Source organism: Mucilaginibacter metallidurans, from assembly GCF_003286435.2.
Lineage (GTDB): Bacteria > Bacteroidota > Bacteroidia > Sphingobacteriales > Sphingobacteriaceae > Mucilaginibacter > Mucilaginibacter gossypii.
Map to the genome: position 1 here is coordinate 1,309,093 of NZ_CP043449.1, position 26,206 is coordinate 1,335,298.

The 26,206-nt window shown below is 38.2% G+C and carries 31 protein-coding genes and 1 tRNA gene; 23 read left to right on the plus strand and 9 right to left on the minus strand.

The window, feature by feature from the left end:
* Positions 1-61 precede the first annotated feature (61 nt).
* The 3 genes from DIU38_RS05750 to DIU38_RS05760 are packed head-to-tail and all read right to left on the minus strand — an operon-like array spanning position 62 to position 2,204.
* Positions 62-475, minus strand: a complete 414-nt coding sequence (locus DIU38_RS05750; protein WP_112658632.1) for a VOC family protein — start codon at positions 473-475, stop codon at positions 62-64.
* A gap of 49 nt (positions 476-524) precedes the next feature.
* Positions 525-962: a helix-turn-helix domain-containing protein gene (locus tag DIU38_RS05755; protein WP_112658527.1), complete on the minus strand. Its 438-nt coding sequence runs from the start codon at positions 960-962 to the stop codon at positions 525-527.
* A 39-nt stretch (positions 963-1,001) separates the two neighbouring features.
* Positions 1,002-2,204: an NAD(P)/FAD-dependent oxidoreductase gene (locus tag DIU38_RS05760; protein WP_112658525.1), complete on the minus strand. Its 1,203-nt coding sequence runs from the start codon at positions 2,202-2,204 to the stop codon at positions 1,002-1,004.
* 225 nt (positions 2,205-2,429) lie between these two features.
* Here DIU38_RS05760 and DIU38_RS05765 point away from each other — a divergent pair.
* The 14 genes from DIU38_RS05765 to DIU38_RS34800 all read left to right on the plus strand — a co-directional run bounded on the left by DIU38_RS05765 (position 2,430) and on the right by DIU38_RS34800 (position 10,983).
* Positions 2,430-2,503 (plus strand) — tRNA-Pro (locus tag DIU38_RS05765).
* A gap of 287 nt (positions 2,504-2,790) precedes the next feature.
* The gene (locus tag DIU38_RS05770; RefSeq protein WP_112658523.1) at positions 2,791-4,020 is read left to right on the plus strand and encodes a site-specific integrase; all 1,230 of its coding nucleotides are present in this window, start codon (positions 2,791-2,793) and stop codon (positions 4,018-4,020) included.
* A gap of 78 nt (positions 4,021-4,098) precedes the next feature.
* Positions 4,099-4,449: a type II toxin-antitoxin system RelE/ParE family toxin gene (locus DIU38_RS05775; protein ID WP_112658521.1), complete on the plus strand. Its 351-nt coding sequence runs from the start codon at positions 4,099-4,101 to the stop codon at positions 4,447-4,449.
* Positions 4,433-4,735 carry a helix-turn-helix domain-containing protein gene (locus DIU38_RS05780; RefSeq protein WP_112658519.1) on the plus strand — a complete coding sequence of 101 codons (303 nt, stop codon included), beginning with the start codon at positions 4,433-4,435 and terminating at the stop codon, positions 4,733-4,735. The genes DIU38_RS05775 and DIU38_RS05780 overlap by 17 nt, the downstream gene beginning before the upstream one ends.
* Before the next feature lie 81 nt (positions 4,736-4,816).
* Positions 4,817-5,401: a cation transporter gene (locus tag DIU38_RS05785; RefSeq protein ID WP_112658517.1), complete on the plus strand. Its 585-nt coding sequence runs from the start codon at positions 4,817-4,819 to the stop codon at positions 5,399-5,401.
* 237 nt (positions 5,402-5,638) lie between these two features.
* On the plus strand, positions 5,639-6,400 hold the full coding sequence (locus DIU38_RS05790; RefSeq protein ID WP_112658515.1) for a hypothetical protein: 762 nt from the start codon (positions 5,639-5,641) through the stop codon (positions 6,398-6,400).
* Between the two features lie 163 nt (positions 6,401-6,563).
* Positions 6,564-6,830: a MerR family transcriptional regulator gene (locus DIU38_RS05795; protein WP_112658513.1), complete on the plus strand. Its 267-nt coding sequence runs from the start codon at positions 6,564-6,566 to the stop codon at positions 6,828-6,830.
* A gap of 13 nt (positions 6,831-6,843) precedes the next feature.
* Positions 6,844-7,104, plus strand: a complete 261-nt coding sequence (locus DIU38_RS05800; protein WP_112658511.1) for a helix-turn-helix domain-containing protein — start codon at positions 6,844-6,846, stop codon at positions 7,102-7,104.
* 292 nt (positions 7,105-7,396) lie between these two features.
* Entirely contained in the window at positions 7,397-7,795 is a 399-nt protein-coding gene (locus DIU38_RS05805; RefSeq protein ID WP_112658509.1) for a plasmid mobilization protein, read from the plus strand.
* Complete coding sequence (locus DIU38_RS05810; protein ID WP_112658507.1) at positions 7,776-8,747, plus strand: relaxase/mobilization nuclease domain-containing protein; 972 nt, start codon at positions 7,776-7,778, stop codon at positions 8,745-8,747. Before DIU38_RS05805 ends, DIU38_RS05810 begins: the two co-directional genes overlap by 20 nt.
* 30 nt (positions 8,748-8,777) lie before the next feature.
* Positions 8,778-9,401 carry a hypothetical protein gene (locus DIU38_RS05815; RefSeq protein WP_112658505.1) on the plus strand — a complete coding sequence of 208 codons (624 nt, stop codon included), beginning with the start codon at positions 8,778-8,780 and terminating at the stop codon, positions 9,399-9,401.
* 232 nt (positions 9,402-9,633) lie between these two features.
* On the plus strand, positions 9,634-9,909 hold the full coding sequence (locus DIU38_RS05820; protein WP_112658503.1) for a hypothetical protein: 276 nt from the start codon (positions 9,634-9,636) through the stop codon (positions 9,907-9,909).
* Positions 9,910-9,922: 13 nt separating this feature from the next.
* Positions 9,923-10,885 carry a CBS domain-containing protein gene (locus DIU38_RS05825; protein ID WP_149354041.1) on the plus strand — a complete coding sequence of 321 codons (963 nt, stop codon included), beginning with the start codon at positions 9,923-9,925 and terminating at the stop codon, positions 10,883-10,885.
* On the plus strand, positions 10,834-10,983 hold the full coding sequence (locus tag DIU38_RS34800) for an ATP-binding protein (protein WP_149354217.1): 150 nt from the start codon (positions 10,834-10,836) through the stop codon (positions 10,981-10,983). Before DIU38_RS05825 ends, DIU38_RS34800 begins: the two co-directional genes overlap by 52 nt.
* Positions 10,984-11,333: 350 nt before the next feature.
* Here DIU38_RS34800 and DIU38_RS05835 read toward each other — a convergent pair whose 3' ends face one another.
* The gene (locus DIU38_RS05835) at positions 11,334-11,549 is read right to left on the minus strand and encodes a hypothetical protein (protein ID WP_146752304.1); all 216 of its coding nucleotides are present in this window, start codon (positions 11,547-11,549) and stop codon (positions 11,334-11,336) included.
* Positions 11,550-11,801: 252 nt separating this feature from the next.
* On the opposite strand from DIU38_RS05835, the gene DIU38_RS33810 reads away from it, so the two are divergent.
* Entirely contained in the window at positions 11,802-11,960 is a 159-nt protein-coding gene (locus DIU38_RS33810; protein ID WP_243770807.1) for a helix-turn-helix domain-containing protein, read from the plus strand.
* Between the two features lie 293 nt (positions 11,961-12,253).
* Here the strand turns inward: DIU38_RS33810 and DIU38_RS05845 are convergent, their stop codons facing one another.
* Positions 12,254-12,670 (minus strand): helix-turn-helix domain-containing protein, encoded by a 417-nt coding sequence (locus tag DIU38_RS05845; protein WP_112658493.1) that lies wholly within the window; start codon positions 12,668-12,670, stop codon positions 12,254-12,256.
* A gap of 147 nt (positions 12,671-12,817) precedes the next feature.
* Between DIU38_RS05845 and DIU38_RS05850 the strand changes: the two genes are divergently transcribed.
* The 6 genes from DIU38_RS05850 to DIU38_RS05875 all read left to right on the plus strand — a co-directional run bounded on the left by DIU38_RS05850 (position 12,818) and on the right by DIU38_RS05875 (position 18,080).
* Positions 12,818-13,075: a hypothetical protein gene (locus tag DIU38_RS05850; RefSeq protein ID WP_112658491.1), complete on the plus strand. Its 258-nt coding sequence runs from the start codon at positions 12,818-12,820 to the stop codon at positions 13,073-13,075.
* A gap of 63 nt (positions 13,076-13,138) precedes the next feature.
* Positions 13,139-14,485, plus strand: a complete 1,347-nt coding sequence (locus tag DIU38_RS05855; protein ID WP_112658489.1) for a hypothetical protein — start codon at positions 13,139-13,141, stop codon at positions 14,483-14,485.
* A gap of 25 nt (positions 14,486-14,510) precedes the next feature.
* Positions 14,511-15,158, plus strand: coding sequence for a hypothetical protein (locus DIU38_RS05860; RefSeq protein WP_146752303.1), 648 nt, complete (start codon positions 14,511-14,513; stop codon positions 15,156-15,158).
* A 21-nt stretch (positions 15,159-15,179) separates the two neighbouring features.
* Positions 15,180-16,898 carry a HEPN domain-containing protein gene (locus DIU38_RS05865; RefSeq protein WP_112658485.1) on the plus strand — a complete coding sequence of 573 codons (1,719 nt, stop codon included), beginning with the start codon at positions 15,180-15,182 and terminating at the stop codon, positions 16,896-16,898.
* Between the two features lie 308 nt (positions 16,899-17,206).
* On the plus strand, positions 17,207-17,695 hold the full coding sequence (locus tag DIU38_RS05870; protein ID WP_149354042.1) for a hypothetical protein: 489 nt from the start codon (positions 17,207-17,209) through the stop codon (positions 17,693-17,695).
* 4 nt (positions 17,696-17,699) lie between these two features.
* Positions 17,700-18,080: a hypothetical protein gene (locus DIU38_RS05875; protein WP_112658481.1), complete on the plus strand. Its 381-nt coding sequence runs from the start codon at positions 17,700-17,702 to the stop codon at positions 18,078-18,080.
* A gap of 470 nt (positions 18,081-18,550) precedes the next feature.
* On the opposite strand, the gene DIU38_RS05880 is transcribed toward DIU38_RS05875, so the two are convergent.
* The 4 genes from DIU38_RS05880 to DIU38_RS05895 all read right to left on the minus strand — a co-directional run bounded on the left by DIU38_RS05880 (position 18,551) and on the right by DIU38_RS05895 (position 23,892).
* Positions 18,551-19,096 carry a transposase gene (locus DIU38_RS05880; protein WP_149354043.1) on the minus strand — a complete coding sequence of 182 codons (546 nt, stop codon included), beginning with the start codon at positions 19,094-19,096 and terminating at the stop codon, positions 18,551-18,553.
* The gene (locus DIU38_RS05885; RefSeq protein ID WP_149354044.1) at positions 19,027-19,548 is read right to left on the minus strand and encodes an IS110 family transposase; all 522 of its coding nucleotides are present in this window, start codon (positions 19,546-19,548) and stop codon (positions 19,027-19,029) included. Before DIU38_RS05885 ends, DIU38_RS05880 begins: the two co-directional genes overlap by 70 nt.
* Positions 19,549-19,882: 334 nt before the next feature.
* A complete protein-coding gene (locus DIU38_RS05890; RefSeq protein WP_112656730.1) occupies positions 19,883-20,248 on the minus strand; it encodes a response regulator in 366 nt (121 codons plus the stop codon).
* A 110-nt stretch (positions 20,249-20,358) separates the two neighbouring features.
* The gene (locus tag DIU38_RS05895) at positions 20,359-23,892 is read right to left on the minus strand and encodes a chemotaxis protein CheB (RefSeq protein WP_112656732.1); all 3,534 of its coding nucleotides are present in this window, start codon (positions 23,890-23,892) and stop codon (positions 20,359-20,361) included.
* Positions 23,893-24,105: 213 nt separating this feature from the next.
* Here DIU38_RS05895 and DIU38_RS05900 point away from each other — a divergent pair, with 213 nt between their 5' ends.
* Together DIU38_RS05900 and DIU38_RS05905 are read left to right on the plus strand one after the other, a co-directional pair.
* Positions 24,106-24,420: a sigma factor gene (locus DIU38_RS05900; RefSeq protein ID WP_112656734.1), complete on the plus strand. Its 315-nt coding sequence runs from the start codon at positions 24,106-24,108 to the stop codon at positions 24,418-24,420.
* A 531-nt stretch (positions 24,421-24,951) separates the two neighbouring features.
* Positions 24,952-26,190 (plus strand): site-specific integrase, encoded by a 1,239-nt coding sequence (locus tag DIU38_RS05905; RefSeq protein WP_112656736.1) that lies wholly within the window; start codon positions 24,952-24,954, stop codon positions 26,188-26,190.
* The last annotated feature ends 16 nt before the right edge of the window (positions 26,191-26,206 follow it).

Genomic DNA, 26,206 nt, shown 5'->3' on the forward strand with positions numbered 1-26,206 from the left:
TTTACACCTTGTCGTTTGTGCCATAATTGGGGTGGTTTTGCGCCATTGTGTGTGCAGGCGTTTAACTTTTCTTTTCGCCCAATGAAAACCAATTACCCGAGTCATCTTTGAATAAAGCTTCAAAGCCGTAAAACTCTTTGGTAGGTGCTTTGGTAAATTCAACGCCTTTTGTTTTTAACTCCTCGTAAGTGGCTATAAGGTCGTTACATTCAAAAACGCCGAACCCAAAGGTGCCGCGCTGTACCAATTCGCGCATTTGATGTGCAGATTGTGCATCGAACATCATGCCCTCCGTTATAGCCATGAGTGATATTTCCAGTTCGGGTTGCCCGGGAGGACACACAGTAAGCCAGCGCATTCCCGGCCCCATGGCGGCATCTGTATTTACGGTAAAGCCTAATTTGTTTACATAAAAATCATAAGCGCTGTCCTGGTCAAGTACAAATACGCTTACATGGTTTAATTTGGTTATCATGTTAATGTTGTTTGATAAACCAAAAGTAGTTATCAAAAAAGAACCGGGTTTATTGAAAATTGCGATTTCGCAACCATTCTTTTTCACGGGCAAAACAACCTGGTATAAATTTGAGAGGCGATTGCTGCATCTCCGCCTGCCGTTTAAGTTCTGTCTGCTGGTAGTTTGCCGGAGAACGGGAGGTGATCTTTTTAAATAAAGCAGAAAATGAAGTAACACTGTCAAAACCTACAGCATAACAAACATTAGCAATGGGAAGGCCTTTTTTTAATTGCAGCCGGGCGTTTTCAACCCGCACCTGGGTGAGGTATTGGTGTGGTGTTTTACCATAGATGTTTTTAAACAACCTGATGAAATGATATTTGGAAAAATACGCCTCGTCGGCAATATCGTTCAGGTCGATCGGTTCATGATAGTTTTTATCAATGAACAACTTAGCCTGTATAAGCCTGCGGTAAAGGTATATTTTGGGTAATTGATCCGTCATTTCAAGGTTAAATATCGGCTTTTATTATTTGAAAACGCGCTACCTGTTAAAACTGAACAATTGAACATGTTCGTTCTTGCTCTCCAGGATAAGATCATGGATAATTTCGGCAGCAATTACGCTAAAAGTGATACCATTACCTCCAAAGCCAAGCGCAAAATAAGTGTTCGGTCTTTCGGGAATGCAGCCAATGTAAGGCAAGCCATCTTTAGTGATTGCAAAAGCACCGGCCCAGCTAAAATCAGCTTTTAAAGGGATGTGCGGCATTTTTTTGAGAAAAGCCTGCTGTAGCATGTCCGCCTTTCGTTTAATAACGGAAGGCGGTATATGCGGATGATGAAACAGGTCATCGCGGCCTCCAATCAGGATTCGGTTTTCGCCTACGGCCCTAAAATACATGTAGGGTACGGCAGTTTCCCAAATCAAACTGTTCTTATACCAGAAACGTACATCGGGTAAAGGCTCGGAAACCAGTGCGTAAGTTGAGTTTATTTCGGCTATTTTTTTAGGAATGTATTTTAAACTTTCGTAACCGCATGCAATAATCAACTTTTTAGCTTTGATAACTGAGCCGTTGGCGGTTTGCAGCGTTATGCCTTGTTTATGATGCTCAATGGTTTTAATATCGGTATTACTGTATATTTTATGACCGGCTTTGCCAAAATTTGTAAGTAAAGCATGGGTAAGCAGATATGCATCAACCTCCCCGCCATCTGCAGAGAAAATAGCCCCGGAAGCCTTAAACCCGAATTTCTGTTCAATTTCATCAGCTTCGAGCCAGTGTACCTCAAAGCCATGCTTTTTACGGAAGTTATATTCCTGATTTAGTGAATTTGTATGTGTTTTGAAGCTGGCATACTGCAAACTTGGCCTCAAGCTAAAATCAAAGGCAGATTTAAGCGATTTACATAAATCAGCAATGTCATAAATAGCCTTGCGGCAAAGTTGATAGCTTGTTACGGCATTAGCTTCGCCAACCAGGTGTTTTAAAGATGTAAGGGGCGTATCAATTTCATATTGCAGGAAAGCAGTGCTGGCCGCGGTACTGCCCATACCAACGTGGCGCTTATCAAAAACAGCTATACTTAAACCCGAGTTGCGGAGCTGCCAGGCTGTTAAAGCGGCGCTGATGCCGGCTCCAATAATGGCCACATCCAGCTTCAAATCTTTTTGAAGAGAAGGGTAGGATGCAATTATGCCATTTTTTATTAGCCAGTAAGGCTGTTGTTCATATAAATTCATGGATTTGAACAGCTATAGCAGAACAACATACAATCCTTTTTTAAGTTTTTTGGAGGGAAATCAAGTGTAATAACAGGGTTATTCAGTATTTTGAGAAACCATAAAGAATTTAATTTAAGGCAATATTTTGTTAATGAGCAGATTATAGGAAGGCTTGCAAAATCTTTCAAAAAAAATTTTGCAACTTAATTTAAAATCATACTTTTGCACACCCAATCAGGGAGACGGGATGTAGCGTAGCCCGGTATCGCGCCACATTTGGGATGTGGAGGCCGCAGGTTCGAATCCTGCCATCCCGACTGATTACCAGTCAAATAGGTATAAAAACCCGCAAATCACACTGATTTGCGGGTTTTTTGTTTTTTATCATACCAAGAAACCCCAATCAATATCAAAGAAGATGTGAGCAATTGCGTGAGTGATTTTAGTTATTTAAATTCGCTCACACAATTCGATATAAGTAATTGAATATCAAATATTTATATCGTTTATTTTGATGTTTTTTGGTGCGTTTTAACCGCTGTTTATGTGAGCGAAATTCATCATCTGCATCATTGATTATCAAATTAACATAAAATAGATTGATATGAGAAGCAGCAACACATTTGGTATCCAGTTTGTAATTAGGCTACCCAAACAACAAAAAAACGATCAGGCCACCGTATTCGCCCGTATTACTGTTAACGGCAGGAGGTGTGAAATCTCTTTAAAAAAGAAAGTCAACCCGCAAAATTGGGACGAGGCGAAAGGAAAGGCACGGGGAACAAAAGATGAAACCCGTAAACTCAACGAGCATATAGAGCGGGTGCGTACTTTAATTGCCGATGGTTATCACGAGTTAGTACAGCAGAAAAAGGTTATCACAGTAGATGCCGTTAAATCCCTGTTCCTCGGTGCAGATGATAATGAAATCACTTTGATTAAGCTGGGCGAATACCATAACACCGAAATGAAAGACAAACTGGCCGAGGGTACAATGAAAAACTATTATACCACTCAAAAGTATATCGCTAAGTTTTTAAAGGAAAAATATCATAGGAACGACATTAGCCTTGCAGAACTGAATTACAAGTTTATCCTGGACTTTGAAACTTTCCTAAGTAAGCATCAACCGAAAGACCATCAGAAACCATTACATAACAATGGTATCATGAAGCACATTGAACGGCTATGTAAAATGGTTAATATGGCGGTTACAATGGACTGGATTGTAAAAGACCCATTCGCCAAATACAAACAGCATTTTGATAAGGTGGAGCGTTTTTATCTCACCAAAGAAGAACTATCAGCCATCGAAAATAAAAAATTCAGTATAGAGCGTTTACAGACGGTTAAAGACCTTTTTCTTTTCAGCTGTTACACCGGCTTGGCCTACATAGATACGATGAACCTAACCGCCGGAAACATTGTGAAAGGCATAGACGGAAATGACTGGCTAATCACCAGCAGACAGAAAACCGATACCGATGTGCGTATTCCGCTATTGCCGCAAGCCGAAGAACTGATAAAAAAATATCACAACCATCCTAAAGCAGTTAATTATGGCACGTTATTCCCGGTAATCTCCAACCAAAAGATGAACGCTTATCTGAAAGAGATAGCCGACTTGTGTAATATTAATAAAGCGATCACCTTTCATATCGCACGGCATACATTCGCTACTACGGTAACTTTAAGCAATGGTGTGCCGATTGAATCGGTAAGTAAGATGCTTGGACATACTACAATTCGCTCCACACAGGTATATGCTAAAGTGGTGGAGCAAAAACTTAGTGAGGATATGCAAAATCTGAAAAAGCGAATGGCTAACCAGTAATTGCAATTTAAAAGAAAAAATTAAATTTTAAATCAAAAGTTGCCTAAAATGGCAACTTTATTTATATTTGTATAAGTTATGAACGCAAGCATTAAATTTAGAACCATAACGATTTATAAACAGTATTTCCCGGAGTTCTTAGCTAAACAACGGCAGAAAGTTAAAGATAAGATCATTTGGACATTTAAACTGATCGAGGAAGTGCAGCATGTACCTGAAACTTATTTAAAGCATTTGGAGGGGACAGCAGGATTGTTTGAAATAAGGGTGCAGTCGGGCAATGATATTTTTAGGATATTTTGCTTCTTTGACGAGGGGAAATTAATTGTACTGGCTAATGGGTTTCAAAAAAAGACACAAAAGACACCCAAACAGGAAATAGAAAAGGCATTAAAAATAAAAGAGTTATATCATGAAGAAAAACGATAATTTAATTACACTGGACGACTTTATTGTTAAAGAGTACGGCCACAAAGGAACACCTAAGCGGGAAGAATTTGAACAAGGCTATGAAGAATTTAAATTAGGTGTATTAATTCACGAAGCCCGTAAGGCCAAAGGATTAACACAAACCGAATTGGCTGATAAATGCGGGACAACCAAAGCTTATATATCTAAAGTGGAAAATGATGTACAGGATGTACGGGTAGCTACTTTAAGAAAGATCATTGAGGTGGGTTTGGGAGGCCATCTTGAATTATCTATTAAATTGTAAGAAGTTGAAATTATGGACTATTCACCAAAGAACACCTTAGCCGTAACGTATCTCATACGTTACGGCACGTAAATAAGTTTTATGGCTTCTTCATTATTACGTCAGGGTAAAATTTTAGAATACATTACGTTGACGTGGAATATAATTGGGGTTATTGTCCTTTTGCTGGTGGCAGCACCTGCTGTTCATTCTGTTGCGCTTATAGGTTTTGGATTTGATACTTTATTAGAGATTGGTGCTTCTACCATTGTAATATGGGAGTTAAACGGAACAGGCGGCAACCGGCAAAGAAAAGGATTACGACTATTAAGTATCGCGTTTTTTATTTTAGGTATATATATACTTGTTCAAAGCTTATGGAATTTAATAAACCACACGCATTCCGGTCCATCTTCGCTTGGAATGATCTGGTTAACATTGACATTTATAGTTATGGTGATTTTGGCCCTTAAAAAAAAACAGGTAGGTAATTTATTAAGCAACCCGGTTTTGCTGACGGAGGGGCGGGTAACTTTGGTGGATGCGGCATTGGCAGGTATTGTATTGATCAGTATGCTTCTTAACCTATGGTTGAACTGGTGGTGGGCAGATATTGCCGGTGGATTTCTTTTAATGGGCTATTGTTTTTGGGAAGCCATACACGCCTGGAAAGAATCCCGGATTTAGCTGGCGAAGATTTTTTAACGTTACATTTGTATAGCAACGATACTACTTAATTTCATATAAACGTTAGCATGAGAGGCTTTTTTGATTAAATTTTGATTTATACAAACCATCACAATTAAGTAATTTCCATTTTAGTGTTTTTAGGTGAAGAGAATTATTTAGACCTCATTACCCGACCTAAAACCAAAATAATATCATTCTGTTGTAGCATGTAATAGGAATTAATAACCCGAAGCCATGCCAAATAAATATTTCAAACCACACGAACGCTTTGATCGTAACCCCAATAAGTATGATATTGGCATATTTACCGGGTTAAAGAAAGGTTATGAAGATAATCTTTTCATCAAGAAATTATTTACCCTAATTGAACAGGAATACCCCGATTATTACCAGTACCACTTATCCTATTTTTTAGGGAAGGAGCCACAGGGCGAACAGGAGTTTTTTACATTCGTTTGGCAGATTGTTTTAATACGCATCAGGTATATAGAAACCAAAGACCCGTTTAATTCGAGCCATGCGACCGACATGGAACTGCTTGCCAAACTCACTACCTTTCAAAAGTATCTCCGTTCTATTGACCAGTGGAATACCCAAAAGACACTACCTGAAATCATTGCAGATCAGCAGGAAGAAATCAGGAAGCAACAATTACAAATTGACGGCTTAAAGGAAGATTTAAAGGCAGCAAGGAAACTGGAAACCCAGGAGTTTATCAATATAGCTGACGGCTACCTGTTAAGCTTCATTGATATTTGCCTGCAAGCACAGGAAGCCTTATTGCCGGACACTGGCAAAGAACTCGTTTTTTCTCAAACGCAGATCGTATGGAGTAAGATGATTGCCAAGTATTTTAGAGAGGGCAATAATGAGATCAGTTTGGAAACTTTACGCCGCTATTTCCCGGGAAACAAGAAAGACCCAGGCATCAAATACGCCAAAGTTCCACCGGAATTAAAGTTATTTAAACTAACACCCGCCAGAAAGCGAAGTTGAAACTTGTACAACTTAACCTTATTAATCCTATCCTTCGACAAGCTATAACAGCTTAAATTTCAATTATATACAAGCTTGTCTTAGCTTGCTATAAACAACCTCAATTTAACCACGCAAATCTGCGTGGTCACGCCTGCGCTGCTTTTTTATTTTCATTTGCAGCATGGAAATAATCAACCACGAAGCCCTAAGCCGGTGTATCAGGGATGCAGTCAGGGCAGAATTACAAGAGCATTTTAAAACAGGCGGTAGCGCGCCTCGGGATGAACGGCTATTATCCAAACAAGAGCTGTCCGAAGAATTAGGCGTGTCGTTAGTCACGCTCACGGACTGGATGAAAAAAGGGTTGCCCTTTTTGCGCCTGCACAAACGGGTGTATTTCAAAATGAGCGAGGTGCTCAAAATCATGCAACAAAAAACTAAAAATTAACAAGGAGGAGAAGATGAACATCGAATTTATCACCAAAGATGATTTACGCAGGATAGAGAATTTGTTAGGCGAGATCAAGGGTCTTATAAAACCCGGTCAGGGACAAAGTAAACAATGGCTGAAAAGCTACGAGGTCAGGAAGCTACTAAACATTTCGCCCGGCACCTTACAGAATTTAAGGGTTAACGGAACGCTCCGTTATACCAAGATCGGCGGGCTGCTTTATTACAAATTAGAAGACATTGAAAAGCTATTGGAGGGCAACAGCAAGTGAGGGAAAAAGGCAGCTCTGATGCGAAGCATCGGAAAAAGCTACGGGCGAAAACCAAAGCGAGGCTTTGGTAAAAAAAGCGGCGCAGCATACCGCTTGCGGTATAGCTGTATAGTTGTCTATACCGGCCGGAGGCCGTTAACAAAAGGCATTTGCCGATAAGAAGCAAGTTTGTGTTTTTGGTACCCAAAAACTCCGTTGCAGCCTACGGCTGAACGGCAAACTTGCTTTTTGCGCCCGTTGGTTGCAAAAAGAAAAAGAAGAAAATAAGCTTCATAATGACAGAAAGTAATGTATGGAATCGGTAGTAAAAACAACGGTAATGCCAGTTACAGGCAGGCCGAAACATAAGGGAGGCAGGCCCAAAATTAAGGTCAGGCGGGAGGTGCAGATCAGGGTCAGGCTAACCGCCACCGAGCATTTTATGATAGCCGCGAGAGCGAAAGGTGCGGGCATGAAAATCAGCGATTGGTTTAGGGAGGCGGCTAAAGCCGCACGGGTAATAGCCAGGCTAAAGCCGGAAGATTTACAGATCATGCGGATGTTGGCCGGTATGGCAAACAACTTAAACCAGTTGACCAAACTGGCGCACCGGGACGGTCTTTTAACGGTTGCCCGTAAATGCGATGGACTGATGATTGAAATTGACCAGGCTTTAAAATATTTCAATAGCGATGATCGGCAAGATACCTAAACCCGGCAAAAGCTTTGGTGGCTGTATTGAGTATAACGTCCTGAAAAAAGAGGCGGCCATACTTTATGCGGATGGCGTGCGCATCGACAAGACCGCGCACATCATTGCCGACTTTAATATGCAGCGCAAAATGAACCCAGGATTAGGTCAGGCAGTAGGCCATATCTCGTTAAGCTGGAGCCCGGAGGATAAAGACAGGTTGAACGATGAAAAAATGATCAGCATTGCCAAAGAGTACCTGCAAAAAATGAAAATACAGGACACGCAGTTACTGATTGTTAAGCATAAAGACCGGGCGCACCCGCATATCCATATCGTTTATAATAGGGTCAACAACGAGGGCAAAACCATTCCCGATAGTTTTCAGCACCTGAAAAATATTAAGATCAGCAAAGAGCTTACCTTAAAACATGGTATGCACATCGGGCAGGGTAAGGAAAAGGTTAACCGTCAGCAGTTAAAGGGTATCGACAAGCTTAAATATGAATTATACGATACCATAAAGTCGGTAAGCCAAAAGGTTACCAGTATGGCAGAGCTTAAACAGGAATTGTTAAAGCAGGGCATCGGTATGCAGTTCAAATACAAAAGCGGCACGTTGGAGAAACAAGGTATTAGTTTCAGTAAAGGCGACTACAAGTTTAAGGGGTCGGAAATCGACCGGAGTTTAAGTTATGGTAGATTAAACAAGCAAATAGAACAGCAGGCACAGCAGCAGATTAATACACAGCCTAAGAGCCTGGCCGACCAATTAAGACAAGCCATAAGTGAGCAGCAAGGCAAGCCGCAAACTACCTATCTGAAAAATGAACCGCAAACCAACTATCTGCAAGAAGCTTTACGTCTGTCAGAACAACTTTTGTCTATCACACCTGAGCCAGAACCGGACGATTTATATAAAAGAAAAAGAAAGAAGCAGGAACAGGAAAAATATCACGGGCCACATATTTAATTAATTTTTAACGATTAAGAATAAACAAAAATGGAACATTCAGAAAAAAGCACCAATGATGAAATCATAGATCAACTGGTGATAAAAGTAAACGAGATTGATAAACGGGAGATTAGGTTTCCTGACTATACACCATACTTTGAGGATTTGAAAAAATGGTTGGCAGAACATTTACCGGATTACAATAAGCCGATTGATGAGCTGAAAGCAGCAGTTAATCAACATAATTTGGAATATCCCGCAACAAAAATTCAAGTTCAGCTTGATGAAGTTAAAGCCATCATGGCAAGGATACCCAAAACCGTCAAACATGATCATTATTTTGACCCCAAATCAAGAGGCTGGATTATCGCAGGGGTTATTTTACTGATTGTAACTGCTATTAGTACAGGGTTAAATGCTCATTTATGGTTGGAGAATAGCCGCTTACAAGCCAATGATATTAAGTTTCGTATGATACGGCAAACTTATCCTATACAAGCGAATTGGGCAGAGCAGCATTATTATAATAACCCTGACACCGCAGAAAGTGAAACTATACGTTTGGAAAACGAGGCTAAAGAAAGATCGGAAGCGGCGGATGTGGCAAGCCAAAAAGAGCGGGAAGCTAAAGAAGCCCAGGAGCATCTAAAATCCTTAAAAAAACAAAAATAATACTGACTTAAAAGTATGTATTGATACTTTGATAAATTAAAGTATATTTAAAAATCTAAGCACATCTATGTGCTTTTGTGATAAGGTTTAGGTAAGAAAAGCTCGGCGCGATGCCTGGCTTTTCTTGTTTCCAGCCTCTTTGTTAGTTAAAAGCATCCTTTTATTTGTAACAATTTTGTTGTATTATTCCACAACATACTATATATTGCTCTGCTAAAATCTTTTTATTATAATGGCACAAGTTAAAAACCTGAACCAATTTCACAAGGCCATTGTGAATGTTAAAAAAGCCGCTCATACAATGCGACTGGAATTAGAACGCACAGAAGCGTGGTATGAGACAAAAGATAAATATTATAAATTCAGCAAAAAGGGGCAGGAATGGCCAAAGCATCTTTTTGAAGTCCGGCAGTTGGTAGAAGCTATTGAAGATTTGGAATTTGTTGGGCGGAAATTCAATATCAGTTATGGGGAATTGGTACTGCTGAAAACAAAATCGTATTCATAACCTTATTCTGTAAGTGCATTTTTTACAAGTGTGTCAAATGCAATCAGTTATCAATAAATTATCCTGGATGAAAATAAATGATCTTGTTAACCGAACCTTTTCTACCGCTTCTGTTTTAGAAGATATAAGCCATATTTCCAAATTGCTCAATGACCGTGAATATGTTGCTATAATTAATGAAGATTTAACAATCAAAGGAATTGTTACTTTAAGGGATTTGCATTCAAATCCCGATTGCATCACTATTATAGATTGTGATTTCTCGAAACCAAAGGTCAATCCCGATCAAAGCATCTTTGAAGTTTTTAATCAGATGAAAGAAGCCAAGACAGATTTCCTGCCGGTCTTTGAAAACGATAAATTTATAGGCGTAATTTCTTTAATGTCAGTTACGGGAGAACTGGTAAAAACCATTGCTGAAACGAAATTGAACTATCAACGGGCAGTCCATGATCTACGAAACCCACTATTTAATATACAGGGTTTGATCATGTTATTGAATGAAACGCCGGATGTCCAGGAGAAGATGGATTTTTTAAGCTTATGTAGCCTTTCCTGCAAACATGCTACTGATATACTCGAAGATCTGCTATTGGTGGAAGCCTATGAAAGCAAACCATTAAGCCTGGTACAAACAGAAATGAACTATTTTTATAATCAGTGCATCAATGAGCAAAAAGGCCTAAGTCTGCTTAAAAACATACAAATTATAACCGATCTATCTACAGAACCTATAATAAGAAATATTGACCGCAGCCATTTTAAAAGGGCGGTGCAAAACGTAATTGGCAACGCTGTGAAATTTTCCTATCCCGATAGCATTATCAAAATTTCAAGTAAGTTTGTCGAGAATCAATTAGTCTTAAAAATAGTGGATGCAGGTATAGGTATCCCCGAACATTTACAACCCGAAGTTTTCAATAAATTTTCAAAAGCACAAAGGCCCGGAACCCAGGGGAAGCTTCAACAGGTTTAGGTTTATGTTTTAGTAAACAGTGTATAGAACAGCACAATGGTAGTATTTTTTTTAAAAGCACAGAGGGTAAAGGAACAAAGTTTTATATAAGCCTGTAAGTCAATAAAAGGTATTTAATAATTAGTTTTAAAAAAATATATTTACCTTTAATCATTAAAAAAATTGTATATCACTTCAAATTCATAGCGTCAGGTTTGGACAAAAACAGCTTGAGATTGAATAACAAATACAGAATTATTTTATATTTATTGCAAAAAAACACTGCATTCCCCCTAATTAAATCCCTATACGACAAAAAAGCTTCCCAAAAGGAAGCTTTTTTCATAGGTAGATGATATATGGAAAGGCTGTAAGCCTGAAAGGTTCAAACTTTAAACTTACACAGTTTAATTAATACCTATGAGCCTACCAAAAATGTGCCAATTCTGATTTGTTTTGGGTATCCTTTTTATGTTTTTTCGAGGTCCTTCCGTTCCTGGTGCCATTGATAAATTGCATCAACCAAAACCGCAAGCTTTTCTTTGAATCTTTCAAAATCCAAACTATTCAAATTCTTTATCCCATTTCCTTTTTGAAAATAGGAGAATATTAACCATTTAAAAAGTTCTTCATCAACCTGATCAAACGGTTCTTCCTTAAACAAATCTTCTATTTTTCTTTCCAAAACTGATAACCCATTACTCATTTTAAAACAATATCGATTTTTAAATCAGCACTTTAGCAACCCTATTCTAACCGCATCTATCAAAGTTAGGTTTTGTTGTGACTTACCACAACAATTTTTATATATTATTATTTCAATTTTCCTAATCATTTAAAAGCGAAAATGGTTAGTGATTTAGATAGAGGAATATTAATACAATTCGGAAAACGTCTTAAATCTTTAAGACAGTCTAAAAACCTGACCTTGCGCAAAATGGCCTTATTATGCAATGTGGAATACGCAGATATTCAACGTTATGAAACCGGGAAGCAAAATATTACTCTCCTTTCACTTGCCGAACTTGCTAAAGCATTGGATGTAGAACCCAGGGAATTGTTAGATTTCAGAAAGTTCGATACTCAATCCACCTGAAACTAAGATAAATCTCCACTCACCGACCTTTCAGAATAAATATTAAAATCATTGGCATTCCATTTAGTCAAATGGTAACCGTTGCAATAAGTACAGAAATATGCCCTTTTTTGTTCCGGTTTGCCTTGACGGTGTTTAATGCGCTTACCGTGAATATCCTTATGCTTTTTATATCCCCATTTAAGATTAAACATGACAATATGAGCTTCCAAGTAGGAAGCGAAAACCACTTTTCCCGTTGCCAAGCACTTCTGTAACATATACTTTCAGGAGTATCACCATTATTTGGTATGCTATTTTTTATCTTTTAATAACTCTATTTTTTCTTTTTCGCTGGCTAATAAACGTTCATACAGCTTTTTATTCTCTTCAAATAATTCAACCAACTTGTCTATTGGGTTGAAAGTACAATGTGTTGCATGAAAGGTTGCAAGGCTATTGCTAAAGCTATGGTCATTGAAATTGTTAAAATAGTTTACCACAGCTTCTTCAGTAAAATTTTTAATGGCATCGGTCGTAACTCCTAATATTTTTGCTACATTTTCTAAAACGTCTTCTTCAATCACTTCGCTTTGCTCCATACGGGAAACCGTTTTTTGACTTACGCCTAATTGCGTAGCCAAATCCTCTTGCTTAATCCCTCTTAGTTCACGGATACGGCCTATTTTTCTTCCTATATGTTGGTTAATGGGTTTTTCAGATGTTGTCATAGATCAAATATACAAGTTTACAAACCCTAAAGATACAAAATATACTGTTACTAAAATAGTCGCCTAAATGGGTAAAACAGTCGCTTGTTGACTTCGATAGACAGCATAATCGGTTGAAATTTGACTGAACAGTAAAGTAGTCGCGACATGAAAATAATAATCAACACCATTAATTTTTACAACAACGTCACAATAAATCATATCCACGATAATAAAATAAATATCAGTGGTAACAATTTCGACTTGCATAGCCATGCAGCAAATGAAACTGATTTAAACGACTTCATTCCCCATATTGTTGTCTGTGATAATAAAGACCACCCTTTAATTGCGCAGTTAGAAGAACGCATTTTACAAAACGAACTCGAAATAAAGGAGCTTTTAGACAAACGCAATAATGAATAGATTTTTATAGCCTATCAAATTTTTTGCGCCCAAATTAATTGTTTACAAATCAAAATAAAATCTATGTCAGCTAAAAATATACAGTTGGAGACGATCATACCACCTGATACGTTCTTTTATATCATCCCTTTTGAAAACGACGACCTCATTCTAACTAAGGAGGTACTGTATAAACACTTTGAATCACCACTTAAAACGAAAAGGCATACAGACCGCACAACGATAGGCTCGATTATTTACGGCAATGATATTTTTACAGTTGAGGTGACTGTGAGATATGAGCAGCGTAAAAATCTGATGGTTCATATAGGCAGGGATGAAATAAGTGTTTCTTGCGAGTGCGGTATGCCCGGTGGCTTACTTTGCCAACATGCCTATTACGGTTTGTTTAAGTTAATGCATTATAGGGATATTGATCTGAAACGTTACTACTGGCCGGGTTTTAACCATCAGAAAAAAAATAAGAACACCTATTTAGATATTACAGTTAACGGTCATAATGTTTCTTTTGAACCTAAAAAGGAGTATGGAAATTTATACAGGTTGGGCTTGGGTTTCAACTTCTTTGAAACGCCCACATTTGAAAAGAAAATAGAACAAAAAATCATTCCCTCTTACGGAAATCAGGAAATATTAGGATACGCAATGGTATGGACATGGTTAACATTGTGGTCTGTTCATTTGCCGTTTATCATCCCATTTATAGGGAAAACAAACTTGGGCGGCGATGATATTTTCTCTTATCATCGTTATTTGAGAAACGACAAACCTTTTCATCATCATCAAAATTTAACCGAAGAACAAATCTACCTCAACGAAATTGACAATGATATGTTTAAGCTATCTAAATCGGTTGGCAGGCAAGCTGATGGTAAATATACAGAGAATTGGATAAATGCCCGACCTAAGCTTTTCGAAATATGGCAGCAGATCATCCCGGTACTTAAAAATCAACGTTACCTGGTTAGTACTAATTCCTATGGTTTGAACCCGATGAACGACAGACCGAGAAAAATGGACACGGAAAAGTGCCAATTGTCTGCCGGAGAATTATCTATAAGCTTCATCCTTAAAGACAGGAACGATTATTTTACTTTCGAAATTATTGTTAAAGCAGGGGAAAAAGATATAACCAATCTTAACAAGGCACCTTTATTTGTAATAGATAAAGAAGACAATACTTTTCACCTGGTCAATTCGCTGCAAGACGAGAAGCTAATTAATTTCTTTTATAGGCGCGCCAATATGTCAACTGTATTAACAGAACATTTTGTTGATTTCCATAACAGGTTCTTAAAACCACTAAGCGAATGTTACCCGGTAGCCTACCAAGCTTTCGGGACTAAAAAGATAATTCCATACGAGTTTAATAATGTTATAAAAACCAATTCAAAAAATCATGGAGCTTAATTCGCCTAATTCCGAAACATCCCCAATGGAAACATTCAAGGCCAATATGTCGGCAGTAAATGTTTGTATCCTCTACAGTTTGATGGTCGCACGAATAGCAAAGGGCTATAGTACCGCCGATGTATCATTTCTTATGGGATACCCGGATGATTTCATCAAAAGCCGGGAGGAACTTATTGGTACCGCATTCACCATGTCTGATATACAGCGTTACCACAATGCGCTCGAAGTAGACGGGCTGACCGGTATTATTTTCAGTGATCTCAATAAAAAGGAATTTTCTGACTATCAGCTTGTGAAAACGACTGAACAGGAAGTCATACATCATGAAATGTTTGAAATTCAGCAGGATAAGACATTAAAGCCTGTATTTCATTTATTTGAGGAAAACCCTGAGTATAAAAAAATAAAATACTCCAATTCACATCAAACAGCAACTAAAGAAACAGTCGGGATTTTAAACTTGCTTTTCGAGGGATCATTGTTTTTAAGCCGTGAAACACCTTTAAGCATCTATCTGCGTTGCCAGAGTATTTCCGGTTCATCGCTTAATCCTATGCACGTACAAACTGCATTGCAGGATATGACGAAAAAAAAGGGCTATCCGAAATTAAAACGCATCAATACCAAAGATTACGGCTGTTTATATGAAAAGGCATTTGCTAAGATTTAACTACGTCAAAAAACAACAATCATGGAAAAAGGAGAATTGAGAAAAGTAGCGGAGGAGATTGCAGGCAAGCTGCCAGTTGAAAAAATCTATTGCCTTAACAATGAGGATATAGGAACCTATCATCTAATTTTGCTGCTCCCGCCAATGGTTGGTGTGAAACTTACCGAGTTAGAACCGTTTGTTAAAATTGCAACTAACGGACGTAAGAACATTACCTTTACCCTTTATCTAACTTCCGATGTTAAAGGGGCTTTGAAAACTGGCAACCTTTTCTTTCATATCGCTTGTATTGATAATAATCTAATTTATAACAAAGTTGATAGCCCCGGTTTGCCACTTCCAAAAGCGGACGAATTACTGAAATGGAAAAATGAGGCCATAATACACTTTAAAGACGGCCTCGACAAAACTACCGCCTTTTTAGAGGGTGCAGACTTTTATAACCAAAAAAACGAACCGGGTTTAACTGTCTTTATGTTACATCAGGTAATAGAATTGACATTCCGGGCACTCGAATTAGCGATACTGGCAAAAGAAAAAAAGACACACAGCATTAGCATCCACCAATCTTTCATTACTCCGTTCATTCCGCAACTTGGTATATTATTCCCCGCAGATACAGCAGAAGAAAAGGAAATCCTTAGAACGCTGAATGACGCTTATTCCGCAGTAAGGTACGAGCAGAACCATAAAGTCGAGGAAAAATATATACCTGTACTATTTGAACGTGTCGCTTTATTGCAGAAGCGTTCAAAAACAATTATTGACAATCTAAGTGCTATCCTTGATGAAAAGGAAAAAGAAGCGTTGTCAGTTAGAGCCAATGGAAATGATTTGGTAATAGTAGAAAGGTCGTCGCCATTGGATGATTTAAACACTAATGAGTATGAGAACCTATTTTTCAATACTTCGAGTAAGCTTAAAGAGGTAATTACCTTAATCGTTGAAAATAGAACGCCAGACCAAATTTATGTATTTGGAAATATCATTTTTCAAACCATCAGATCACATTTGTTTAGCCAGGAAAGAAATGCCCACAATAACACTTTACACTATGATCTACTGGCGATCAGTTCCGTGCCAAACCCTTATGGCAATAATATACAGAGCATAGTCAACACGATTGATGGTATTACCATTAATCTGTTTATTCATAGTAAGGACGAGGTTCTTAAAAAAATCGAGAACCAAAATAAATTCTTTCAAACGGTAATCCAGCACGGTCAATTGGTTTATTCAAAAATTACGCTGATTGACAAAGGAACAATCCTGAAAACAGATATTGAACTTAATTACACGAAAACAAAAGCAAACGCCACAAGGCGAATATTCCGAGCTACAGCCATTTTAAAGGCGGCAGCGCTGATAAAAGATGAGGTATTTGAGGTAACCGTGTTCTTATTGTCACAAAGCTTAGAACAGGCTTGTTTAGGGCTTATCTATAACTTTTGGGGATACTCACCTAATCTCCATAGCTTAACACATTTACTAAGCATCTGTAAAATTTTTTGGCCGGAAAATGAAGACTACTTTCCCATGCAAACACTTTATGATAAAAAATTACTGGCTATATTATCTCAAAGCCATTCAGAACTCCGTTACGCTGTAAGTAAATCAATTGACCCAGACGATTTGAACGAGGTCTATTTGAGATGTAATAGTTTCGTGTTGAGATCGGAAAAGGTCTATTTAAATACACTTTCGGATTTGGAAATTGAGGAATACGAAGCAGTAAACTAAAATCTATCAACATTCAGGTAATTACGGATAAGTAATATTTTAAATATGACCACCCATAGAAACGACATCATTGATATTCCTTTAGAATTTAAACTGGCCTGCTTGGTTCAATATTTTAATGAGGGGCAGTTTTACAGGCATTTATAGACCATGTATCATTTTATGCGGCATTAAGTAAAGATTATTTTAAAGGTTATAGAGAGGCAACCGATGCACTTAGTGAATATATTTTTGCTAATACGCAGGGTCAGCCATCGGAGGCTTTCGTTAAAAACAGAGAGTTTGCATCGCAATGCACAATTGGGATTTTGAAGATAAGTATTCAAAAAGGGAATCCTAAAAAGAAAAAAGTCAAGAGCCAGCGATTTGTTAAGGCCCTTTTTAATACGATGGAAAGGTCTTACAGCGCAGATAAATTGTACTTGGATGAAGAAACAGTCCTTAATTTGAATGAAGATTTTCAACTCTTATGTGAATTTCATAATCACTATCCCAAAGAGTACCTGGAATATTTTATGTCCAAAATCGACCTTGCAGACCATACAACGCGGGTTGGTCTAAACGAGTTCACAGAAAATAATTCAATGGCGTTTTTTGTAATGCTTATGGGTGGTTTAATTGATGCAAATGTACATAATTCTGCAAAACCGGCTACCGAGTTAGAAATAGAATTTCTCAGTAAACTACAGCAATTACATGCAAAGGTCTTTATCATAAGAAATTTTGAAAAACGAAAGGCGATTTACCAAGAGTTCTTTTTAGACCATTACAACCAAACTAATAAAACGAAAGAATAACGTCATGGAATTAGATTTAAAAATTAACCTCCCTGAAGATTTTACCATGTTGTGTGAAATTTTTGCGGTAAAACCTCAATTCATTATTCAGTTAATCATCGACCAGATTTCTTTTCCCCGTTTTTATGCCCATTCATTTGACAAAGGTAAATGGGCAACGCTTATATTTTTGGATTATTTAGATAATGAACATCATTTGGATGAAAAGGAAATGGAATTTAATGAACATTATCTTGAAAAATTTTCCGATGCTGTAGAAGCTATCAAAGAAAATTCACCTGCTGTCGTTGAAGAGGCGGCTCGGGAAGTAATCAGGGAATGGCATAAAGCAATCAGCAAGGAAAGAGCAAAATATTTATTAGACAATCTGCCAAAAGAAGAATAATCCTTTTCAACATCAAATAAAGGCAAGTAGCGTTAAAACAACCGGGCTAATCCTCATGTTTAGGCAGACAGTTGCATTACGCCACACGCTTCGCTCCGGGCTTCATTACACCGTCAGCCTCAACACCCCGCCGCAAAACTGAAATTCGCTATGCTCATAACAGATTTGCTTTTGGCCACCCACTTAATTATAACATTCCTCATTCACCAGCACAGCAAAGGTAGCCACCGCCGGGTAAAAAGTAAAGGCCATGCAGAGCGGGCCATTTTGTTTTGTTTTTTAGCGGTGGCCCGTATTCTAAGACTTTTCCAAATAATATTTCTTCATCTTAACTCGACAACAAAATTCTCATTTTGGCCGGAACCCGTCAAGGGTACATAAACAGCGCAGCCGCACAAGCCGCCCTTCGCTGCCCTTGACAGAACCCGTCCAAAATAAGGGGAGTTGTTTAAGAGTTAAGATGATAAGCCCTAAGCTGCATATTTCATCAGATCTACATAGCCCGAGCCGCGATTGACAACAGCAAACATTCTGGAAATGATCTTGTTGCGTATAACATTTAGTGTACTCATCTTATTTTTCCCCTCGCTCACTCTTCTTTTATAATAGCTTTTCATCTCTGGATTATATGCGCAAGCACATATAGCCACCATGTGGATTAATTTTTTTAGTTGCTTGTTGGATAAACTACTGACTCGTGTTCTTCCTTTTATACTCGTGCCAGATTGGTGTTCAAAAGGAGCAGTTCCCACATAGCAGGCGAACTTTCGCCAGGTAGCAAAACGGGTAAAGTTGTGCGTATAAGCAATCATATTTGCGGCCAGTACAGGTCCTACACACTTAATACTGGTCAGTAATTGATAGTTTAATTTAACTGCTTCATCACTTTCTATAACCGCCTTTATTTGTTCTTCAATCTTTTTAACTTGAACCGTTAGGTTCATTATCAGGCTTTTATAAACTTGAAATATCCCTTGTGCTCTTTTCCTTCCAATGCCTTTTTCTGTTCTTTCCATGTGGCTTCATACCCTCCACGATCACATACCAAGCGATTTCGTAATGTAAGCAGCGACTGAAGTTTGAGAATACTTTTAGCTGGTAATAGAGTTGCCTGAATGGTTTCGCGGTGTAGCCAAGCATATTCAGCGATTCTTTGTGCATCGATCTGGTCATTCTTTCCTCTTCTGATCCCTATAGATTGTTTAATCTGAAGCGCAGGAAGCATGGCGAATGGGATTCCAATATCATTTAGATAAGTGGCAAGTTTAATTGAATACATACCGGTATGCTCGAAGCATATGATCATCTCCGCCGGTTCCGATTGTTTACTATGCTTTTTTACCCAACTTAAAAATAAAGCAAATCCTTTTTCCTCGTTACTGAATGTTTTGGAGGCACCGATTCCGTGCAGGTGGACATCAATAGTAAGCTTTGATACATCGATGCCGATAAATACTTTGTATTTCATACTAAATAAATTAATGTGATGTACTCAGACTAAAACCTTTATAAGACCTGGTGTCTAAAATTCTAACTTGTCATTGACATCGACTTGTGACTCGAAACAGGGACTAATACGGGCCATAGGTCTTTAGCCTGGGCCTTGACTTGGTTCACCCTATTCTTTGTCAGCAAGATACTTTCAATAATAATCACAAAGCAAATCTAAAGGGCCTTGACTATTTACCCGGCTCCCGCTTTTGGTTGCTTACTTGGTGAATAAGGGATGGTGTGTTCAATAAAATATTGATGGTGGATAAATTTATTTGTGTTCGGAATATGTAGTAAACATACATGATTAATCAAGCAGCCAATTGTTTTTCTATTCTTTCGAGCAAATAATCAATATCAAAAGGTTTTGCTACAAAATCGTTTGGTGCACCAGGTAGATGCAGTGATTCAGCAAGGTCATGTGTCCCCGAAATCAGAATAACGGGCAGGAAATAAGTCAAATGATTTTCCTTTATATCTTTGCAAATCGCGCGGCCATCCATACCGGCAAGCATGACATCCATTAATATAAGGTCTAGCTGAAAGTCTTTAATATCATCAAATACAGTATCACCACAAGATAACATACGAACGTCATAACCGCCCTCTAATAATACTAAAGAAAGAATTTCCAAAATATCGGGATCATCATCGATAATTAGTATTCTTTTGTTCATAAATCGGATAGTACAAAGACTTAATATTTACCGCTAATATGATGCCAGTTTTAAGTTTAAAGAAAAAAAATTTACGACAATAATTGGAAACCACCGCAAATAATAACCTATTAAGATTGTGGTAAACTAAAGTAAAATGTTGACCCTTTACCCATTTCACTCTCAACCCATACTTTACCTTTATGCCGTTGGATAATTTCGGCAGACAAATAAAGGCCAAGCCCGAAACCGGAGATAGCCTGAGTATGCACACTTTCTATCCGGTAGTAACGATCAAATAACTTTTCCTGATCTTCCGGTTTTATACCCATGCCCTCATCCTTTACACTTACCTGTATAGTATCGTTCACTGCTTTACAGGAAATCTCAATATTTTTACCTTTCGGTGAATACTTAACAGAATTACTAAGAAAATTGTTGATCACCTGGCCTATTTTATCTCTGTCTGCCTTAACAGAGACCGTTGGGGACGGCAGTACCACAATATTGTGACTTGCGGTTATCAGGGTAACCTCTTCCACGATTTCATTTAACAAGGCAGTCATCTCGAATGGCTGCTCATTCAAGTAAATCTTTCCGGCCTCAAAGCTCGAAACATTTAAAAAACCGTTGATCATAGCGGTCATTTTCTTTACCTGGGCATGCGCTTTATCCAGTTTAACTACACTAAAGGTGTCTTCTTCTTTTTTTGCCCTTGAAGTTAGTAGCTGTATATATCCTTGGAGTGAGGTAAGCGGAGTTCTTAACTCATGGCTCACCATCGCGATAAAGTCATTTTTCCGAATCTCATCCTGCTTATGCATTGTAATGTCATGTACAACACCTGTAAAATAAATTGGCTTGTCTTCCAAATCTTTGGAAAGGTCTCCATTGGCTCTTACCCACCGAAGTTTTCCATCATGGAAACCCCTTAACGGATATTCTACATCACATTTGATACCCTGGCTGATATTAGCTTCCACGGCATCGGTCACTAAAGCTTGATATTTACTATCAATTTGGGCGATAGCCGCCTCATAAGTCATTTGCTCATCAGGATGAAATCCAAATATTTCCTTTAGCCGTTGGGATGGAACAAATTCACGGGTTTGGAGGTCTATAGACCACATGCCCATTGCGGCAGAATCTATAGCTATGCCCAGCATTTTATTGCTGATATTTAACTCCTGCTGTATTTTTTTTAATTCGGTGATGTCATTAAAAGTAATAATGGCACCGGTGTTTTTATGATCTGCCTGCTGCACATAAGGCATGGTCATAATCTGATACCATTTACCATTGTTCGTTTCAATTTCTTTGGTGATAACGCTTCCTTCAGCCAGTACTTTTTTTATGTCATCAATAATGGTCTCAAATTTGATATTGGTGGAAATGTTGCTGAGGGGCCTGCCGATATCCGTTTCCAGTAAGTTGATCTGCTTAACTGTACCCGGCGAAAATTTCATCAAACGAAGTTCATTATCAATAAATAACTGGCCGTTGATATTGCTCCTGAAATAGTTATTCAGGTCATCATTAATTTCCAGCAACTCTTTATTTTTTAGCTGGTAGTCTGCATTAATGGTATGCAGTTCTTCGTTTACGGATTGCATTTCCTCATTCGTACTTTGCATTTCTTCATTGGCCGAGATCAGTTCTTCATTAAACGATTGTAGGTTTTCATTGGAGGCATCCAGTTTTTCATTGGAAAAATGAAGCTTGTCTTTTGATTCCTTTAATTCTTCTTCCAGGTTAACAACGTATTGATCAAGGTATATCTTTTCATCGAACACGGTGTCTTTTTCTAAAGGCGCAATTGATTTATCTTCACTGAAAGTGACCAGTAACAATTGACCTTCCCCTTTTAATATTAAAGGGCTTACTGACAGGTTGACCTTAACGATATGCTGGCCTTGTTTGATTTTTACTCCGTTTAGAACAACGTTTTCTTTTGTTTTTAAAGCCTTTTTGCTCAAGGTATTAAAAGCTACCGCAAGTGGCTTTGGTAACAGTTCCGAAAGGTTTGAGCTGAAATGTTTATGAAGTAAATATTTAGTGCTATCACCATAAGATTTGATCACTTGGTTGTTTTCATCAATACAAACTGCGAAATAGTCCAATTTTTTGGCCAGGCTTTCATGCATGGCTTCGGCCAATGAATGGTTGGTGTTTTTAGATGCATCTTCCTGCGAAAAGCGCGAGGGTTTCTGTTTGGTATCCAAAAATTCAGGCATGGAGAATGCATCAAAGCTTACGGCCCGCTTTGTTTCCAGGTTCTTATAGATCTTCCATTTTTTATGGGCTACTTCCAGGTTTTTGATGATAGGCATCGGATTTTCGCTGGAACCTAAAAATAAATAGCCATCCTTTTTAAGTCCAAAGAGCAACATGGCAAATATTTTCTTTTGTAAAACAGGGGCCATATAAATCAGCAGGTTACGGCAACTGATCAAATGCATATTGCAATAGGGCGGGTTTTTCACCAGGTCATGCTGTGCAAAGATCAACATCTTACGGATGACTGGCTTTACCCGGTAATTATCCCCCTCTTTTAAGAAATACTTTTCAAGCAGGTCAGCAGGTACATTTTTAGAAATACTCTTATTATAAACGGCTTTACCCGCATGTACTAAGGCAGCACTGTCAATGTCAGTAGCAAATATCTTCACTAAGGTATCCGCTAATTTACCGTTTAATTGCTCCGCTATCAATATGGCTATGGAATACGCTTCTTCCCCGGTCGCACAACCTGCTACCCATATTTTTAACTCCTCACCGGGTGTTAAACTTTCAAGAATGTCAGGCAGTACCTTGCTTTTGATAAAATCAAAAGCTTCCTTATCTCTGAAAAATGAAGTAACGCTAATCAGGAATTCTTTGGTCAGGGCCTCTACTTCTTTAGGGGTAACATTCAAAAAATCAAGATAATTTTCCAGCGTGGTAAAATTCCCAAAGGAAGCCCTTCTTTTAGTCCTTCTTAATATCGTAGGTAATTTATAGTCGGTAAAATCAAGTGGCGATCTTTCTTTGATCAGTTCAATAATTGCGGCGAGGTTTTTTTCATCATCCGCCTGATCAATCGTTAAAGTTCCTTCGTTTTTTACAAAATCTTCTATCGCATCCGGCATGGCACTGGGTTCCAGGACAAAATCTACCAATCCCGTAGCGATAGCATGGGATGGCATACTGCCAAACTCCGAAGTTTCGGGGTCACGGGCCATCACCATGCCGCCTGCCTGCTTAATTGCCTTAACGCCTTCGGTGCCATCCGAACCTAAGCCTGACAAGATGATACCAATAGCCTTTTTGCCGTAATCTTCTGCAAGTGAATTAAAGAACGTATTGATCGTTAAATGCGGGCTTTTAACTTCTTCTTTAGCCGTTAGGTATAACTTATTGTCCTGTATGGTCATGAACTTATCACTTGGAATCAGGTACACCTGGTTACATTGAACCGTCATTCCATCTTCCGCTTGTCCAACTTTCAGCTTACTATGTTTGGCCAGCAATTCAACCATTCTGCTTTTAAAATCAGAAGATAAATGTTGCACAATGATATAAGATACTCCATCTAAAGGAGTATGGTCAAAAAAAGAATTAATCTCTTCCATGCCGCCCGCAGAGGCGCCAATAGCAATAATATGGTGGGGGTCAGCTTTCAGCATGGCAGGATTTAAAAGAGCGGAATAAGAATTTTTAAAAATTCTTAGAGTGTAGTGAAATCAAACTTACGACTATATTTTTGGAAATGAGCATTTTATTACCGTTTAACAAGGGGGTCGTAACTAAAAGCTTTGCCTACAACCCTGGGAATGGAATAGTTGGGAATCCATTTTGTTGGCATCATTTTAGACGTATAATAACATGTGCTATTTATTATGGCTTTTGTAAAATCAGTGTTGACTGATGCCGATATAATCCGATTGGTGCGCTTGAACAGTCGGGCAGGTGCCGAGGCGTTGTACGATAGGTATGCGATTGCGTTGCTAATAGCTATTATTCGTATTGTTCCACAAAAGAGCATGGCAGAACATACTCTCGAACAAACCTTTATTAAGATTTGGCACTCCTTTGATCTGTATTCCCCCAAAAAAGGAAAGCTTTTTACCTGGATGGTTATGATAGCCCGAAGTCAGGCAAAAGATGCCTATATGCCGAGGCTTCAAGAAAAGCAAGTATTGAAATCCACGTAACATATTGAATATTAAATCAATTTTGAGACCGTAGTAATCCCGCCGGGTACTCAACTTAAATGTTTGCTTAAAGTAGCAAACTAATCAAAATTGTATTTGCATAACTTAAAACAGATCGTTAAATTTGTATCAATCGCTGTTAAAGAGTATGTGAGTAAAACAGTGAGTAGTTCTAAAAAATCTCCATCAACTTATTGATATATAGTTATTTGCGGAAAGGATTAATCGTCCTGCCATCCCGACGACAGCGATACTAAATCAAGTCAAAAACCCTCTAAATTGTAAGATTTAGGGGGTTTTTTCATTTATTTTAAAATTTTTCATATCAAAATGAGGCATTCAATATCAAAGTAAAAATGCCCTATTCTGCACCCTGTTTTTTCTTAGTATCATTGGCCGATGAATTTATTAATCAATTGACAATGAGTTGCTTAAATCTATTTTGCTTGTGTTTGTGCTGTTTTAATATTGCGGTGCGACAGCTCGATATCGACAAAGCAAGTCATTGTCATTTAAAACAGGATAAAGTATATGAAAACGACAAATTCATTCAGTCTAAACTTTTTTATTAAAAAGGACAAAGCAAGTAAAGGAAACGCGCCGATTTACGTTAGAATTACTGTAAATGGCAAATTTGTAGACATTTCATTAAAGCGCCGTGTCAACATGGATACGTGGGTACAGGACGAACAGAAAGTATCGGGGAACACCCCTGAAGCCAGGGACGTTAAGGAGAAAATGCGGCAGATCAAAACGGAAATAAACAACGCTTACGATGAGCTGAGGTTCAATAAGGAATTGGTTACCGCCGAAGCTATAAAGGCAAAGGTAGAGGGTATTGACGAAGAACAAACCACGCTATTGTGGTTAATGAACTACCATAACACGGAAATAAAAAAACTTCTGGAAGATGGTACTATGAAAAACTACTACACTACTGAACGCTACGTTAAAGAGTTTCTGGTCAAAAAGAAAAAACGGCGGGATATTTACCTGTCTCAACTTGACTATAAATTTATTGTAGATTTTGAAATCTACCTGCGCCAACGGGAGCCGGATAAAAATCAACGGCCTTGTTTTAACAACACTGTGATGAAACATATTGAGCGATTGCGCAAGATGATCACCATAGCAGTTAATAATGATTGGCTAATTAAAGACCCGTTCCTGCGGTATGAACGTAAGCTTATAAATAAAGACCGCGAAGCATTGGAGCTTGAGGAACTGGAGCAAATCATAGCAGTAAAGCTGGATAAAGACGGTCAACGTATCGTTCGCGATATTTTCGTATTTAGCTGCTATACCGGTTTGTCTTTCGCTGATATGTGTGTGTTGAGCAATGACCATTTGGTAACGGATATCGAGGGGGAAAAATGGATTGAGATGATTAGGCAGAAAACAAAAAATTTTTCCGGCAAGAAATTTTTTGTCATGCTGCTGCCCGAAGCGATTGAACTTATAAATATTTATAGAAAAAATCCGATGGCCGGATATACAAAAACGATCTTCCCGGTATTTTCAAATCAGGTTATTAACCGCTATCTCAAAGCTATCGGTAAAGAAGCGAAAGTTGATAAAAAATTAACCTTTCATATCGCCCGCCACACTTTTGCCACAACGATTACTTTAGAAAACGGTGTGCCGATTGAAACCGTATCAAGTATGCTTGGCCATTCCAAATTGAGTACAACACAAATTTACTCAAAAGTCAAAAAGAGGAAAACTGGCAATGATATGAAAGTATTGAGGGAACGCTTAAAGCAAGCTTAGATCATTGATTTTTATA

Coding starts and splice junctions, on each gene's coding strand:
- DIU38_RS05750 (WP_112658632.1), bottom strand. CDS start 475: ATGATAACCAAATTAAACCATGTAAGCGTATTTGTACTTGACCAGGAC.
- DIU38_RS05850 (WP_112658491.1), top strand. CDS start 12,818: ATGAAAATAATAATCAACACCATTAATTTTTACAACAACGTCACAATA.
- DIU38_RS05860 (WP_146752303.1), top strand. CDS start 14,511: ATGGAAACATTCAAGGCCAATATGTCGGCAGTAAATGTTTGTATCCTC.
- DIU38_RS33810 (WP_243770807.1), top strand. CDS start 11,802: ATGGCCTTATTATGCAATGTGGAATACGCAGATATTCAACGTTATGAA.
- DIU38_RS05805 (WP_112658509.1), top strand. CDS start 7,397: ATGGAATCGGTAGTAAAAACAACGGTAATGCCAGTTACAGGCAGGCCG.
- DIU38_RS05795 (WP_112658513.1), top strand. CDS start 6,564: ATGGAAATAATCAACCACGAAGCCCTAAGCCGGTGTATCAGGGATGCA.
- DIU38_RS05890 (WP_112656730.1), bottom strand. CDS start 20,248: ATGAACAAAAGAATACTAATTATCGATGATGATCCCGATATTTTGGAA.
- DIU38_RS05820 (WP_112658503.1), top strand. CDS start 9,634: ATGGCACAAGTTAAAAACCTGAACCAATTTCACAAGGCCATTGTGAAT.
- DIU38_RS05770 (WP_112658523.1), top strand. CDS start 2,791: ATGAGAAGCAGCAACACATTTGGTATCCAGTTTGTAATTAGGCTACCC.
- DIU38_RS05865 (WP_112658485.1), top strand. CDS start 15,180: ATGGAAAAAGGAGAATTGAGAAAAGTAGCGGAGGAGATTGCAGGCAAG.
- DIU38_RS05880 (WP_149354043.1), bottom strand. CDS start 19,096: ATGGAAAGAACAGAAAAAGGCATTGGAAGGAAAAGAGCACAAGGGATA.
- DIU38_RS05810 (WP_112658507.1), top strand. CDS start 7,776: ATGATCGGCAAGATACCTAAACCCGGCAAAAGCTTTGGTGGCTGTATT.
- DIU38_RS05900 (WP_112656734.1), top strand. CDS start 24,106: ATGGCTTTTGTAAAATCAGTGTTGACTGATGCCGATATAATCCGATTG.
- DIU38_RS05780 (WP_112658519.1), top strand. CDS start 4,433: ATGAAGAAAAACGATAATTTAATTACACTGGACGACTTTATTGTTAAA.
- DIU38_RS05855 (WP_112658489.1), top strand. CDS start 13,139: ATGTCAGCTAAAAATATACAGTTGGAGACGATCATACCACCTGATACG.
- DIU38_RS05845 (WP_112658493.1), bottom strand. CDS start 12,670: ATGACAACATCTGAAAAACCCATTAACCAACATATAGGAAGAAAAATA.
- DIU38_RS05885 (WP_149354044.1), bottom strand. CDS start 19,548: ATGAAATACAAAGTATTTATCGGCATCGATGTATCAAAGCTTACTATT.
- DIU38_RS05815 (WP_112658505.1), top strand. CDS start 8,778: ATGGAACATTCAGAAAAAAGCACCAATGATGAAATCATAGATCAACTG.
- DIU38_RS05775 (WP_112658521.1), top strand. CDS start 4,099: ATGAACGCAAGCATTAAATTTAGAACCATAACGATTTATAAACAGTAT.
- DIU38_RS05760 (WP_112658525.1), bottom strand. CDS start 2,204: ATGAATTTATATGAACAACAGCCTTACTGGCTAATAAAAAATGGCATA.
- DIU38_RS05755 (WP_112658527.1), bottom strand. CDS start 962: ATGACGGATCAATTACCCAAAATATACCTTTACCGCAGGCTTATACAG.
- DIU38_RS05905 (WP_112656736.1), top strand. CDS start 24,952: ATGAAAACGACAAATTCATTCAGTCTAAACTTTTTTATTAAAAAGGAC.
- DIU38_RS05790 (WP_112658515.1), top strand. CDS start 5,639: ATGCCAAATAAATATTTCAAACCACACGAACGCTTTGATCGTAACCCC.
- DIU38_RS05800 (WP_112658511.1), top strand. CDS start 6,844: ATGAACATCGAATTTATCACCAAAGATGATTTACGCAGGATAGAGAAT.
- DIU38_RS05895 (WP_112656732.1), bottom strand. CDS start 23,892: ATGCTGAAAGCTGACCCCCACCATATTATTGCTATTGGCGCCTCTGCG.
- DIU38_RS05785 (WP_112658517.1), top strand. CDS start 4,817: ATGGCTTCTTCATTATTACGTCAGGGTAAAATTTTAGAATACATTACG.
- DIU38_RS05875 (WP_112658481.1), top strand. CDS start 17,700: ATGGAATTAGATTTAAAAATTAACCTCCCTGAAGATTTTACCATGTTG.